This window comes from Sodalis sp. RH19, assembly GCF_047324215.1.
GTDB lineage: Bacteria > Pseudomonadota > Gammaproteobacteria > Enterobacterales > Enterobacteriaceae > Acerihabitans.
On sequence record NZ_CP178734.1, the window covers coordinates 130388 to 144204 of the forward strand.

Annotated in this window: 10 protein-coding genes; 6 read left to right on the plus strand and 4 right to left on the minus strand. The window is 60.7% G+C overall.

Annotated features, from left to right (window positions below):
• Position 1 precedes the first annotated feature (1 nt).
• The 5 genes from mak (at position 2) to ACL2XF_RS00620 (ending at position 5514) form a co-directional block, all read left to right on the plus strand.
• The gene (mak, locus tag ACL2XF_RS00600; RefSeq protein WP_410013851.1) at positions 2 to 910 is read left to right on the plus strand and encodes a fructokinase; all 909 of its coding nucleotides are present in this window, start codon (positions 2 to 4) and stop codon (positions 908 to 910) included.
• Between the two features lie 105 nt (positions 911 to 1015).
• Positions 1016 to 1249: a hypothetical protein gene (locus ACL2XF_RS00605; RefSeq protein ID WP_410013852.1), complete on the plus strand. Its 234-nt coding sequence runs from the start codon at positions 1016 to 1018 to the stop codon at positions 1247 to 1249.
• Between the two features lie 242 nt (positions 1250 to 1491).
• Positions 1492 to 2646 (plus strand): mandelate racemase/muconate lactonizing enzyme family protein, encoded by a 1155-nt coding sequence (locus tag ACL2XF_RS00610; protein WP_413721265.1) that lies wholly within the window; start codon positions 1492 to 1494, stop codon positions 2644 to 2646.
• Positions 2646 to 3932: an MFS transporter gene (locus ACL2XF_RS00615; RefSeq protein ID WP_413727800.1), complete on the plus strand. Its 1287-nt coding sequence runs from the start codon at positions 2646 to 2648 to the stop codon at positions 3930 to 3932. Before ACL2XF_RS00610 ends, ACL2XF_RS00615 begins: the two co-directional genes overlap by 1 nt.
• 307 nt (positions 3933 to 4239) lie before the next feature.
• Positions 4240 to 5514 carry a type II restriction endonuclease gene (locus ACL2XF_RS00620; RefSeq protein WP_413727801.1) on the plus strand — a complete coding sequence of 425 codons (1275 nt, stop codon included), beginning with the start codon at positions 4240 to 4242 and terminating at the stop codon, positions 5512 to 5514.
• 156 nt (positions 5515 to 5670) lie between these two features.
• Here the strand turns inward: ACL2XF_RS00620 and focA are convergent, their stop codons facing one another.
• Entirely contained in the window at positions 5671 to 6528 is an 858-nt protein-coding gene (gene focA / locus ACL2XF_RS00625) for a formate transporter FocA (protein WP_413727802.1), read from the minus strand.
• Between the two features lie 408 nt (positions 6529 to 6936).
• On the opposite strand from focA, the gene ACL2XF_RS00630 reads away from it, so the two are divergent.
• The gene (locus ACL2XF_RS00630) at positions 6937 to 8940 is read left to right on the plus strand and encodes a sigma 54-interacting transcriptional regulator (RefSeq protein ID WP_413727803.1); all 2004 of its coding nucleotides are present in this window, start codon (positions 6937 to 6939) and stop codon (positions 8938 to 8940) included.
• Between the two features lie 1301 nt (positions 8941 to 10241).
• Here ACL2XF_RS00630 and fdhF read toward each other — a convergent pair.
• The 3 genes from fdhF to hycI form a co-directional block, all read right to left on the minus strand.
• Positions 10242 to 12401, minus strand: a complete 2160-nt coding sequence (gene fdhF / locus ACL2XF_RS00635; protein WP_410013860.1) for a formate dehydrogenase subunit alpha — start codon at positions 12399 to 12401, stop codon at positions 10242 to 10244.
• 61 nt (positions 12402 to 12462) lie between these two features.
• Complete coding sequence (locus tag ACL2XF_RS00640; RefSeq protein WP_413727804.1) at positions 12463 to 13002, minus strand: 4Fe-4S dicluster domain-containing protein; 540 nt, start codon at positions 13000 to 13002, stop codon at positions 12463 to 12465.
• A gap of 276 nt (positions 13003 to 13278) precedes the next feature.
• Positions 13279 to 13722, minus strand: a complete 444-nt coding sequence (gene hycI, locus ACL2XF_RS00645; protein ID WP_413728746.1) for a hydrogenase maturation peptidase HycI — start codon at positions 13720 to 13722, stop codon at positions 13279 to 13281.
• Positions 13723 to 13817: the final 95 nt, after the last annotated feature.

The following is a 13817-nucleotide window of genomic DNA, read 5'->3' on the forward strand; positions in this document are numbered from 1 at the left end:
TATGTATATTGGCATTGATTTAGGCGGCACCAAGACCGAGGTTATCGCGCTGGATCCGGCGGGCGGCGAGCTGTACCGTTACCGGGTGCCGACGCCGCGCGACGATTATGCGGCGACGCTTGCCACCATCCGCGATCTGATCCTGGGGGCGGAGCGGGCGGTGGGCGAACAGGGCTCCATCGGCATTGGCATTCCCGGCAGCCTGTCCCGGCTGACCGGCAAGGTCAAGAACGCCAATTCGGTATGGCTTAACGGCCGGCCGTTCAAGGAGGATTTGGGCGCGCTGCTGGGGCGTCCCATTACGGTTGCCAACGACGCCAACTGCCTGGCGATATCCGAGGCCACCGACGGCGCCGGCGCCGGCGAGGAAATGGTGTTCGCGGTGATCATCGGCACCGGCTGCGGCGGGGGCCTGGCGGTCAACGGCCGGGTATATGCCGGCCATAACGGCATCGCCGGCGAGTGGGGCCATAATCCGCTGCCCTGGCCCGACGCGACCGAATTGGTATACCAGCGCGAGGTGCCCTGTTACTGCGGCAAAACCGGCTGTAATGAAACCTTTATCTCCGGCACCGGTTTTGCCACCGCCTACCGGCGCGCCGCCGGGGCGACCCTGAGCGGCGCGGAAATCGCCCGGCGCGCCGGGGACGGCGACGGCGACGCCGAACTGGCGCTGCAGCAGTATGAGCGCCGCCTGGCCAAGGCGCTGGCCGGCGTGATTAATACCCTGGACCCGCGGGTGATTGTGCTGGGGGGCGGCATGAGCAACGTGGATCGGCTGTATACCACGCTGCCGGCGCTATTGCCGCAATGGGTATTCGGCGGCGAGTGCGATACGCCGGTGCGCAAAGCCCGTCATGGTGATTCCAGCGGGGTTCGCGGCGCGGCCTGGCTGCCGCGCATCGATTAGCACGCCGTGTCTGTCTATCGGCGTAATAGAATGGGTCGGTAACGCCATTAAAGGTCTATGCTTAGCGGTATAGACCTTTTTATCTCTTGAATGGAGCACAACGCCATGACCGACCCTAAAACCGATGCGGTAAAAACCGGCGAATCCAATGCCGGCGAAGGACAGAAACCCGAGGATGTGACCATCAGCCAGGGGCTGGGTAAGCTTTTCGAGGCGGAAGAAGAATTGACCGATGAGCAGACGGACGCCATGGCCGAAAAGGCCCGGGCGGCGGCCAAAGACAGCCGGGCCGAACGCGATAACAAGAACGCCCAGATAGCCTCGGGCAACGATAAATAATCGCCCCCCCGGGGCTTATTGCCGCCGGCGCGCCCGCGCCGGCACGCCGCGCATCCCGCACTGAAATTTCGTGACCGGCCTCTCACCATCTTATTCATTTGCACAAATAATTTCATTTCCCCACGCGCAACACTGTGCCGTTTTCCAATGTTGGCGCAAAAACCGCTAACTATAATGACTTATATCCCAATAACTTAACGCCGATATCCGGCAAATAAACCGACCGCGTAGAGGCACAGGTTATGAAGATTACCGCGATTGAAGTGATGCGCGTGGCGATGCCGTTCACGTCCGGCAGAAGCAGCGACCAGACGGGCGGCGGCGGGGATGACGCCTATAATGCCGCCTCGCGCGAGCTGACCCGCATGGAAACATTATTGGTGCGTGTGACCACGGACGACGGTCTGCAGGGATGGGGCGAGGGGTTTGGTCATTTGTCCAATCCCGTAACCTACGCCGCGCTGGACGGCCCGGTGGGACGATTTTTCCTCGGCCGGTCCTTCGACGGCACGACCGCGGGCTTAGGACAACTGATGGATCACGCGCAGCGGGCTTTTCATGCCTTTGGCCGCAGCGGGCCGGTCCAGTTCGCGCTGTCGGCGATGGATATCGCCTTATGGGATCTGTGCGCCAAACAGGCCGGTAAACCGTTGTGGCAGCTATTGGGCGCCGCACGCGGGGAAATTGGCGTGTACGCCAGCCTGGTAAGCTATGACAACGACCCGTCGCAGGTGGCCGCCCATGCCCTGCGCGCCTACCGCGCCGGCTTTCGCGCCATCAAGCTGCATGAAACCGAGTATGCCGCCATCGCGGCGGCGCGCGACGCCTTGCCGGACGACGCGCAGCTGATGGTGGACGTAAACTGCCCGTGGCCGGTGGACGAAGCCTGCCGGCGGGCGCAGGCCCTCAATGAACTGGGCCTGGCCTGGCTGGAGGAACCGGTCTGGCCGCCGGACGATCTGGCCGGACTGGCCCGGGTGCGGGCCTGCGGCACGCCCATCGCCGCCGGCGAAAATGCCCAGGGCGTGCAGGGATTTCTACAGCATTTCGCGGCGGGGGCCGTCAGCGTCGCCCAGCCGAGCGTGGCCAAAATCGGCGGCATCAGCGCCGCCCTTGACGTTTACCGGCTGGCGCGCCATTACGGGGTAAAAGTGGTGCCGCATTGCTTTTATTATGGCGCGGCGCTATTGGCCACGGCGCATCTGGTGGCCACGTTGCCGGAGGATATCGCGCTCGAGGTGCCCTATTTGCAGTGGCCCGAACCCTTATATGCCGAACTGGATTTCCAGCCGCGCCTGCGGCTGCCCACCACCCCGGGGCTGGGATTCGCCCCGGATGAAGACCTTCTCGCACGCTACCGCGTTGCCCATAGCAGCCTGACCCGGGAGAAAGCCTGATGTTTAAGCATAACTATCGTTTTATCGTGGCGTTGCTGCTGTTCGCCGCCGGCATGCTCAACTATCTCGATCGCGCGGCGCTCTCGGTGATGGCGCCGCTGATTAAACAGGATTTGCATATCGGCGATGCGCAGATGGGCATTTTATTCAGCTTCTTTTTTGTCGGCTATTGCCTGTTCTGCTTTATCGGCGGCTGGGGGGCGGACAGGTTCGGCCCGCGCAGAGTGTATGCCTGGGCCGCCGGCTTCTGGTCGTTCTTTTGCGGCGCCACCGCCCTGGCCACCGGTTTTGGCCATCTGCTTATCGTGCGCATCCTGTTCGGCATCGGCGAAGGACCGATGGGCACCACCACCAATAAATCCATTTCCAATTGGTTTCCGCGCCGGGAAGTGGGCAGGGCGGTGGGCTTTACCAACGCCGGCCAGCCGCTGGGCGCGGCCGTCGCCGCGCCGATTGTCGGCCTGGTGGGGCTTAACTTCGGCTGGCGCGTCTCTTTTGTGGTGATTGCCTGCCTGGGCTTTGTCTGGCTGGCGCTGTGGCTGGTATTTTTTCGCGACCGTCCGGAGCAGCACCACCGCGTCTCCCCGCAGGAGGTGGCGCTGATCACCGCCGATCGCCCGGCCAAACCCGCGGCTGCGGCCGCCGGCGCGCAGAAACACGGCGTGTTCTTTTTTGTGCTGTCGATGCCGGTATTGGGCGTGGCGGCGGCGTTCTTTTGTTTTAACTATATCCAGTTCTTTTTCCTGTCATGGCTGCCCAGCTACCTGACGGATTTCCAGCATCTGGATATCAAGAGCATGAGTATTGTCGGCATCCTGCCCTGGCTCGGCGCGACGGTCGGCTTTATCGGCGGCGGGCTCGTCTGCGACGCCCTGTTCCGCAAAACCGGCAACTTCCTGCTGTCGCGCAAGCTGGTCATCGTGTGCGGCCTGGCCATCGCCGCGCTGTGCGTGCTGATGACCGCCTATGCGTCCAGCTTAGGGGCGGCGGTCACCCTGATAACCGTCGCCAGCGTTTTCGCCTATATGACGCCGCAGGCGTGCTGGTCGCTGTTGCAGGATATCGTGCCGGCGCAGCGCATCGGTTCCGCCGGCGGGTTTGTCCACCTGCTGGCCAATTTGGCCGGTATCCTGTCCCCCGGCATCACCGGCTTTTTGATCCAGTACGGCGGCGGCTACCATTCGGCGTTTATCCTCGCCAGTATCCTGGCGGTGGCCGGTATCGTGGTGATGCTGCTGTTTGTGCGCCAGCGCAAGGTGGATAGCCTTCGCCTGCAGGCCGCTTAGGCTTCACTCCCCTTACGCGCGCGATGCCATGCCTGGCCGTCGCGCGCGGGCCATTGCTAAGCCGCCAGGCGGCGATAGGCGATGCCAAAAAGGAGCGCCTCCTTGCCCGCCGTTTGCCGCCGCGCCGGTTTTCGTCCCTCAATTGATGATCCACGACAATAACCCCCGGCGCCCGGCGGCTAAAATAAAGCGCGCGCCCCGCTTTGCCATGACGATAACCAGAAAGCGGCGCGGCGCTGAAAAAGAGGCCGGTTGCGCTTTCGTTTTCCGGTAATGATGCCGGCGGGTATGTCAGGGTGGGAAAGCGATGAATGAAGACGCGGTGGGTCTGTTAATCGAGCGGTGGCGCAACGATCCGGCCGGCACCTATCAAAGCTGGTTTTTATGGGATCAGCGCATCAAGAATTTCCGGTCGATCCGCCGGGGCATCACGCAGGTGGTGGATGAAATCGAGCGCGGGGTCTTCGGCAATCAGTATCGCGGCTCGTCATTGGAAACCATCGTCCATTCGATTGCGGAACAGCGGCAGATATTCAAGGGCGCCGATCACGCCTTTTTATGGAAGCCCAAGCTGCGTATTCCCGATATTTATGAAAACGCGGACCATCAGCGCGCCTTCGGCCATTTGCTGTTTACCTGTGCCGGCTGCACCGGCGCCGACCCGATTATCAGCGCCATCCACCACATCGATCGCCTGGCGATTAAGGGATTGGGGCCGGCGGTGGCCAATTTGCTTTATTTTCTCCATCCAACGCTGATGCCGCCGTGCAATACCGCTATCGTCAAAGGCTACAATGCCCTCACCGGCGCCAACGTTAAACTGGGCAAATGGCAGGAGTACCTGGCCATGCGGCGCGGCATTATCGCGCTGAACGAGACCTGGCGCCCGTTGCTGTCGAACGATTTTGGCGCGATAGCGGGATTATTGTTCGATCTGGGCAGCGGGCGTTACCCGGTTCCGCCCCGCGCCGATGACCGCGAGGGGCGCCGGATCTGGGAAGCGGATCTGGCGCAGGTGCGTGCCGACGGCGTCGGCGCGGCCAAGGCGCAGCAGCTGGCGGGCGAAAACGAGCGCACCCATACCGAGATCCAGGGCTGGCTGCGCGATCTGGGCCTGGCCCTGGGCTACAGCGTGTGGATTGCGTCCAACGATCGCCGGCGTCCTTATGGCAACGGCGTGCTCGGGTCCGGCTGCCTGGAGCAGTTGCCGGCGGATATTGTCGCCTCGCCCGCCGCCGACGCCATCCGGCTGATTGACGTGCTATGGCTGAACGCGCAGCGCGATCGGGTGATGGCGGCGTTTGAGGTGGAGCATACCACCTCGATCTACTCCGGCATCGTGCGCATGCTGGATCTGGCCCTGAGCGGCGATACCCAGGCCAGCGAAGGGCTGTTCCTGGTGGCGCCGGACAACCGTGAGACGGAGGTGCAGGCCCAGCTGCGCCGTCCGGCCTTCAGCCGCGTGGCCGATATGAAAGTGCGTTACCTGCCCTACAGCGAATTGGCGAATCATCGCGCAGCGCTGGCGCGCTTCGGCAACGGCATCAAAGGCATGTACGCCATCTCCAAAGACCTGGCCTGATCGCGGGGGCTGCTTGATGGTGGCCGGCACGGGCGGCGGCTGTCGATTTTTTGTTCGTCAAAAGTGCCATCGGCGGCGGCGATTCGTCACCCGTGACGGTGAGAAACCGACGCGGGTTGTGCGTCTTCCCGCCGCCGGTTAGGTTGCGCCGGCAGCTTAGCTGTGGGCATTGCCCGGGCGCAGGTAAATCACCCAATAGGTTAATCCCACCAGCAGGCCGCCGCCGATAATATTGCCGATGGTCACCGGTATCAGATTATCGACGATAAACTGGCCCACCGTCAGCGAGGCGTACTGATCCGGCGAGGCGTGGATGGCCTGCCAGAAGTCCGGCGGGGCAAAATCACGGATAAGAATAGCCAGGGGAATCAGGAACATATTGGCGATGCTGTGCTCAAAACCGCTGGCGACAAACATACCGATGGGCAGCAGCATGGCGAAGATTTTATCGCTGAGCGAATGGCCCGAATAGCTCAGCCACACCGCCAGGCAGACCATCAGGTTGGCCAGGATCCCCAGGCAGACCGCCTCGATAAAGGTATGGTGCATCTTGTGATCGGCGGTTTGCAGCACGTTCAGGCCCCAGCCGCCGTTGCCCGCCATATACTGGCCGGCAAACCAGATCAGCGCCACGAAAAACAGCGCCCCCGCCAGGTTGCCGATATAAACGTTTATCCAGTTCAGGGTCAATTGCCGCCAGGTGATTTTGCCGCTGGCCTTGGCCACCACCGTCAGTACCGTTGAGGTAAACAGATCGGCGCCGCACACCACCACCAGGATCAGGCCCAGCGAAAAACACAGCCCGCCCACCAGTTTGGTCAGGCCGCCGGCGGGGCCGGGACCGGCGGTCACGGTAATATAAAAAGCAAAGGCAATGGAGATGAACATGCCGGCGGTCATGGCCAGGAAAAAGGTCATCTCCGGTTTTTTCATGGTCTTGTATACCCCCGCCTGCTCGGCCATTTTGGCCATTTCCGCAGGCAGGCGCAGATCAAAATAATTTTCGCTATTCATAATGACTCCCGGTTATTTTTGCAATAACTGCTTGTTATTTACCTTCAGAACATGTGCTTACAGAGATAAAAAGCGTGAGACGCGAGGATTAATGCATTTCCCATACCAGTGTTGATTAATGATAAGATGCCGGGGGCGGGGTAGGGTAAATCTAGGGCATTGAGCGGCAAGGAAAAATGTAAAAGAGAATTATTTTCATCACGGTGCAAAATAATTATCCGCCGTGAGAAATATAAATCGTAATATAATTAAATATATATCGATTGCGCCGTTTTTGCCCGTTACGGCGCGGCCGCAAAATGAAATGCCGCATCAGATCAAATTAATGACCCGCGTGAATATTTTTTCCCTCCACTCTCCTTTAAAATACAGCGAAGGAATAAATGTGAATATTGCGAAACTATCCTGATGCTCAAGACGTCGAATGATACTGAACATAGCGGGTTATGGCAGGATGCGATCATCGAGCTCTCGCAACGGCTTTTTTTCCAGCGCGACGCCGAATCCCTGCTGGCCGCGCTGTTGCCGCTGCCGATCCCCTGTCAGTGTATTGACCTGATGCTTTCGCTGCCCAAACGCCACCTGATTTGCGATAAGAACGGCGCGCGCGCCGCGCCGGCGCCGCTTCCCGACGACGAACTGGCGGAACCCCTTAGCCGGTGCGCGTTGCCGGTCGCCTCTCCCCGCAGGCAGTTTGGCGAGGTGATATTTACCCGCGCCGACGGCTACCATTACAGCCGGGACGAACGGGCTTTTTTGCGCCGCCTGGCGCAGCTGCTGGCGCTGGCGCTGGAAAATCTTGGCGTCCATGAGACCCTGCGCCAGGAAAACGACCAGTTGCGCCATGAGCGCGACCATCACCGCATCCTGGTGGATGTCACCAATTCGGTCCTTTCCTGCCTGGATATGGATGCGCTGGCCGCGGAAGTATCAAAGGAGATACACCGGTTTTTCGGCATCGACTATATCAGCCTGGCGCTGTGCGAGGGCGGCGGCGACAACGCCTCGCTTAATGTTTACCTGACCCGCTATACGGCGGGCACGCCGATGCGCCGCGAGCAAAAGCGCGTGCCCATGGCGGGCAGCCGCCTGGCGGCGCGGGTGTTGACGGAGTGCCGGCCGCTGCTGGTGGATTTGCGCGACGCGCCGCAGCTTGGCGACGAAGATCCCCATTTGGCGGCCATGCTGGATGACGGGCTGCAGACCTTATGCCTGCTGCCGCTGGTGTTCGGGCACAAGCCGCTGGGCATCCTGAAACTGGCGCTGTGCAGCAGCGACACGTTTAGCGAGGACAACCTGCGCCTGCTCAGTCAGGTCAGCGCCCGTATCGCCATCGCGGTGGACAATGCCCGTTCCTATGATGAGATTTCCCGGTTAAAGGATAACCTGGAACATGAAAACATCTGGCTCAACGAGCAGATGCACGACAGCGGCAGCTTCGGTGAAATTATCTGGCAAAGCGCGGCGATGAGCGCGCTGCTGGAGCAGGTGGAAATGGTGGCGGACAGCGACAGCACGGTGCTGATTTTAGGCGAAACCGGCACCGGCAAGGAGCTGATTGCCCGCGCCATTCACAACCACAGCGCGCGCAGCGGCAAACGCATGGTGAAAATGAACTGCGCCGCCGTGCCGTCCGGCCTGATGGAAAGCGATTTGTTCGGCCACGAAAAGGGCGCCTTTACCGGCGCCATTACGACCCGCCAGGGGCGTTTTGAGCTGGCTGAAGGCGGTACGCTGTTTCTCGACGAAGTGGGGGACATGCCGCTGGAACTGCAGCCCAAGCTGCTGCGGGTGTTGCAGGAGCGTGAAATCGAACGGCTCGGCGGCAGTAAAGTGATTCCGGTGAACGCGCGGCTGATTGCCGCCACTAACCGCGATCTGAAGCAAATGGTGGCGGATCGGGAATACCGCAGCGACCTGTACTACCGGCTGAACGTTTTTCCCATCACCATCCCGCCGCTGCGCGACAGGCCGGAGGATATTCCGCTGCTGGCCAAGTTTTTTACCCAGAAAATCTCCCGGCGCATGAACCGCGCCATCGACAGCATTCCCGGCGAGACCCTGCGCCAGCTCAGTCAGTATCCGTGGCCGGGCAACGTGCGCGAGCTGGAGAATGTGATTGAGCGGGCGGTGATCCTCACGCGCGGCAATACGTTGAACCTGCGCCTCGATGAACTGCAGCGCGCCGCGCCGGTGGCCGACGCGCCCGCGACCCATGCGGCGCCCAGGCCAAGGCCCGATACCGCCCCGCCGGAAAACGACGAGGCGGAGCGGGTGCGGATTATCCAGGCGCTGCGCGAGGCCAACGGCATCGTGGCCGGGCCGCGCGGCGCGGCCTTCAAGCTGGGCGTTAAGCGCACCACGCTGCTGTCGCGCATGCAGCGCCTCGGGATTTCACCTCAGGAATGGTAGCCCGCCTCGTTGCCGGATTCGCCATGCCGGGAGGGTAAAAAGCTGGTTTGCGCCTGGCTGTTGTTGATAATGCGATTATTGGCTATCGGGTGAATATCTGCCGGCACAGGTTGGTTTTAGGGGAAGCCGGTGAGGGTTAGGTTGGAGACGGTTTCGCGTTTATGTGGGATCGGAGACGGTTTCGCGTTTATGTGGGATCGGTGGCGGTTTCGCGTTTATGTGGGATCGGAGACGGTTTCGCTTGCCTTGCGTTCGGTGGTTATATGGAATGCCGGGTGCCGGCAAGCGACAAGGAGGTTCGCTGCGCCCGAACCTCCTTGACCTCCGGGCGTCCGGCAGATCGTGCGCCGCTGCGCGGTGCCCGGCATCACGCATCCCGGCTTTTGGACCGCACGGGACGCGCTCCCGGCGCGGCCCTTAGCTTTCGCCGCTCCCGGCGGCTCATCCAGCCGTGCTACGCGCCGCCGGCGCACTCTATGCCGGCAACAAGGTCAACACCAACGTCTGTTGGATGATGCGTTTTTGCCAGATTTCAGGCGCATGCACTTTCCGGGCAAATGATCGGGGACTTACGGTCTATGGCCGAATTCTACTGGCTAAATGCTAAATGCTAAATGCTAAATGCTAATGTCGAATGCTGATGCTGATGCTGATGGTGTTGGATGTTGGATGCTGAAGATTGAGGATTGAAGATTGATACTTTCCGGTATGACCTGATACTTCGCTGTGCCATTGCCTGCCATTGTAATTAGCCGCATCTCAATTGCATGCCGGCGCCCAATAAACAACAGCGACTATATTGTTCCCAATAAAACCTCACTGACCGCGACATAGGTCCCGGCATAGAGCGCGCTGACGTTGCCTGTGACCCCGGCATGAGCCGCCGGGAGCGGCGAAAGGCCCGGTGGCGCCGGGAGCGCTAACCGGGCCGGTGCATAACGGGGGCATGGGCGGCGGAAGGCATCGCGCAGCGACGCGCGACCTGCCGGGCGCGCGGAGGTCAAGGAGGCCGTCGCGGTACGGCCTCTTTGTCGCTTGCCGGCGCCCGGCATTCCATATAACCACCGAACGCACGGCAAGCGAAACCGTCTCCGATCCCACATAAACGCGAACCCGTCTCCGATCCAACATAAACGCGAACCCGTCACCGATCCCACATAAACGCGAACCCGCCACCGATCCAACACAAACGCGAACCCGTCACCGACCCAACATAAACGCGAAACCGTCACCGACCCAACATAAAAAAACCGGTGCCAGCCTAGCATACAGGCTAAGCCGACACCGGTTTAACACTGCTATCAGGCGGGAATAATCGCGTCATCCACCGCATTGCGCAGCCGCGCCTTCAGCTGGCTATATTCCGTCTGTACGTAACTTTCCGCCCAGCGCTGATCGGCGATGGCCTCCAGTTTCACCGCGCAGTACTTATATTCCGGCGTTTTCGAGATAGGATCGAGATGATCGATCGTCAGCTCGTTACAGGCGCCAATCCACCACTGATAGGTCATGTACACCGCCCCGAGGTTGATGCGCTCGCTTACCGAGGCCCGGGTAATCACCTTGCCGCGGCGCGAGGTCACCCACACCAACTGCTGATCGCGGATACCCAGCCGTTCGGCGTCCTGCGGGTTAATCTGCACATAACCCGGCTCGTCGGCCAGGGTGGCCAGCGCGGTACAGTTGCCGGTCATCGAACGGCAGGAATAATGCCCCACTTCGCGCACGGTACAGAGCACCAGCGGGAAGTCGCCGTCCACCAGATCCATCGGCGCGCGCCACTCGGCGGCGAACAACAGTCCCTTGCCGCCTGGACGGTCAAACTTATTGCCCGCATACAGCCACGGCGTGCCCGGACTGCTTTCCTCGGTGCACGGCCAGGGAATATACCCGTACCCGGCCAGCTTCTCATAGGTGGCGCCCACATACAGCGGACACAGGCCGCGCAGCTCGTCCCAGATTTCCTTGGTATTGTTGTAATGCATCGGATAGCCCAACGCAGTGGCCAGCAGGCTGATGATTTCCCAGTCCGGCTTAACGTTAAACTTCGGCTCGATGGCTTTTTCAAAATGCTGGAAACCCCGATCCGCCGCGGTATAGACCCCCTCATGCTCGCCCCAGGACGTGGCGGGCAGAATCACGTCGGCTTCCGACGCCGTCTTGGTCATAAAGATATCCTGCACGATCAGCAGGTCCAGCTGTTTGAACGCCTGGCGCATCACCGACAGATCCGGCTCGGTCTGCAACGGATCCTCACCCATCACATAGTTGGCCCTGATTTCGCCGCTTAGGATCTTATGCGGCACGTCGGTCAGGGTAAAACCCGGCTCCGGATCAAGCGTTTCCACGCCCCAGGCGCGGGCGAATTTTTCCCGCGCCGCCGGATCGGTAACCGGCTGGTAGCCGGGGAACATATTCGGCAGCGCGCCCATATCGCAGGCGCCCTGCACATTATTCTGCCCGCGCACCGGGCCGACGCCGACGTTCGGCTTGCCCAGATTGCCGGTCAGCAGCGCCAGGCCGGAAAGCCCTTTCACCACATCCACCGCCTGGCCCCATTGGGTCACGCCCATGCCCCATAAAATGGTGGCGGTGGGCGCGGCGGCGTACATGCGCATGGCTTCCCTGATTTGCTGCGCCGGCAGGCCGGTAATTTCCTCGGCATATTCCGGCGTATATTTGGCCACGATGGCGCGGTATTCGTCGAACCCTTCGGTATGGCGCGCGACGTAATCGGCGTCATACAGCCCTTCGTTGATCAATACGTGGGCGAATGCGTTCACCAGCGCCATATTGGAGCCGTTTTTCAGCGGCAGCCACAGGTCGGCCAGACGCGCGGTTTCGATACGCCGGGGATCGCAGACGATCACCTTGGCGCCTTTCTGCTTGGCCTTCAGGATGCGCCGCGCCACGATAGGGTGCGAGTCAGCCGCGTTATAGCCGAATACCAGCAGGCACTTGGTGTCTTCGATTTCGCAAATGGAGTTGCTCATGGCGCCGTTGCCCAGCGTCACCTGCAGGCCGGAAACCGAGGGGCCGTGGCAGACACGGGCGCAGCAGTCGACGTTGTTGTTGCCGATGACCGCGCGGGCGAATTTTTGCATCACGTAATTGGTTTCATTGCCGGTGCCGCGTGAGGAGCCGGTCTGCATAATGGCCTTGGCGCCATATTTCTGCTTGATGTCGCGCAGGCGGGAACTGGTATATTCGATCGCCTCGTCCCAGGACACTTCCTCCAGGTTGCCGCCTTTTTCGCGGCGGATCATCGGGCTGCGCAAGCGGGGGGTCAGCAAGCGGGTGTCATTGAGGAAATCCCAGCCATAATACCCCTTAAGGCATAATTGGCCCTGGTTGGTGACGCCGTCCGCCGCTTCCGCGCCGACGACATTACCGTTTTCAACCAACAGGTTGATCTTGCAGCCGGAGCCGCAGTACGGACATACGGTGAGTGCTTTATGCATTATGCCATACCCCTTGTGGAGGATTTTTTACCTATCTTCCAGCGGTTAATAAAAGAAGCGGTCATGACAGGACGGCGCTGAAGCCTTCCAACGCGGCCCGCTGACGTTTTTTCAGTTTCATCATTTCGACGGTTTCGTGGGTCATCAACACCAGCGCGTCGGTGGGACACACATTCACGCAGGCCTGGCCCCCGGCATGGCCTATGCACAGATCGCATTTCTGCGCTTCCGCCTTAATGCTATGGCCGGCTAATGGATTACGATCGTCATACACATGGCGCGTGACGATGTCCATGGCGCCATAGGGACAGGCGACGGCGCAGGTTTTGCAGCCGATGCATTTTTCCTGCAATACCTGGATGGAATCCTCGGCGTGGATAATGGCGCCGTTCGGGCAGGCATTGGCGCACGGGGCGTCCTCGCACTGCCGGCACAGCACCGGAGTGCTGATATTCCACTCTTTCATCACTTTCAGGCGCGGCAAAAAATTGTCGTGATTGAGCGCGCCGGGGTGGTCGCCGTTGTGCGCCATGACGCAGGCGACTTCACAAGTGAAGCAGCCAATGCATTTTTGTGGATCGGCAATAACGAACCGGTTCATTCATTTCTCCTCGCGGTTCCATCTGTCGTGGTTCTCGGCCCGGTGGGATGGGCGAGATTATATCCCTATATAAAGCATGGTTTATGCCAGTTTGCACGCGCCGTGCTGTTTTTTTAAGGCTATGAAAAACAAAGAATAAAATCCGGCATTTTTTGACCGCCGGCTGATGATGGGCCCGCAGGCGCCCATATCGTCAGATCCGCTGGCGAACCGGTCGACAAAAGTGTCGACCGGACCAGGTGTCGATAACACGTGACGGGGCGGCATGCGCCGTCCTCAGTCATCCTGCTCGGCGGGCGCCAGCCAGGTGAAACCGCCGTCGCCCCGCCAGTGCGCCAATTGCGCATACAGGGTTTCGACCGCCTCCCTGACCGGCGCGGTCATGGGGAAATAAAATGCCACCACATCGGGCTGGATACCGATAAACCATACCTCTTCCACATCTTCCTTTAATTGATCGATCACAAAGCTCAGCGGAAGATTATGGGTACTCATGATAAACATGTCGGCGATGATGGCGGGGTCCACCAGACGCAGCTCCCCGGGCTTCAGCGACATATCGGCGGCATCCACCACCACTACCCGTTTGGGACGCAGGGCGCGCACCCGGTGGACCACGTTTTCCGGCGCGGATCCGCCGTTGACCACGGTCCAGCCGGCCACCGGCGCGCGCGCCATCAGCTCCGCAAGCCACGGCCCGGCGCCGTCGTCGCCCATCATGCTGTTGCCGACGGTCAGCACGACGCTGTCGGACACGTCACCGGCGTGGCCGCGGCCGGCCGGCACCGTCTTGCCGTCGCCAGCGTGGTCGTCAA

Coding starts and splice junctions, on each gene's coding strand:
- mak (WP_410013851.1), top strand. CDS start 2: ATGTATATTGGCATTGATTTAGGCGGCACCAAGACCGAGGTTATCGCG.
- ACL2XF_RS00605 (WP_410013852.1), top strand. CDS start 1,016: ATGACCGACCCTAAAACCGATGCGGTAAAAACCGGCGAATCCAATGCC.
- ACL2XF_RS00610 (WP_413721265.1), top strand. CDS start 1,492: ATGAAGATTACCGCGATTGAAGTGATGCGCGTGGCGATGCCGTTCACG.
- ACL2XF_RS00615 (WP_413727800.1), top strand. CDS start 2,646: ATGTTTAAGCATAACTATCGTTTTATCGTGGCGTTGCTGCTGTTCGCC.
- ACL2XF_RS00620 (WP_413727801.1), top strand. CDS start 4,240: ATGAATGAAGACGCGGTGGGTCTGTTAATCGAGCGGTGGCGCAACGAT.
- focA (WP_413727802.1), bottom strand. CDS start 6,528: ATGAATAGCGAAAATTATTTTGATCTGCGCCTGCCTGCGGAAATGGCC.
- ACL2XF_RS00630 (WP_413727803.1), top strand. CDS start 6,937: ATGCTCAAGACGTCGAATGATACTGAACATAGCGGGTTATGGCAGGAT.
- fdhF (WP_410013860.1), bottom strand. CDS start 12,401: ATGCATAAAGCACTCACCGTATGTCCGTACTGCGGCTCCGGCTGCAAG.
- ACL2XF_RS00640 (WP_413727804.1), bottom strand. CDS start 13,002: ATGAACCGGTTCGTTATTGCCGATCCACAAAAATGCATTGGCTGCTTC.
- hycI (WP_413728746.1), bottom strand. CDS start 13,722: ATGATGGGCGACGACGGCGCCGGGCCGTGGCTTGCGGAGCTGATGGCG.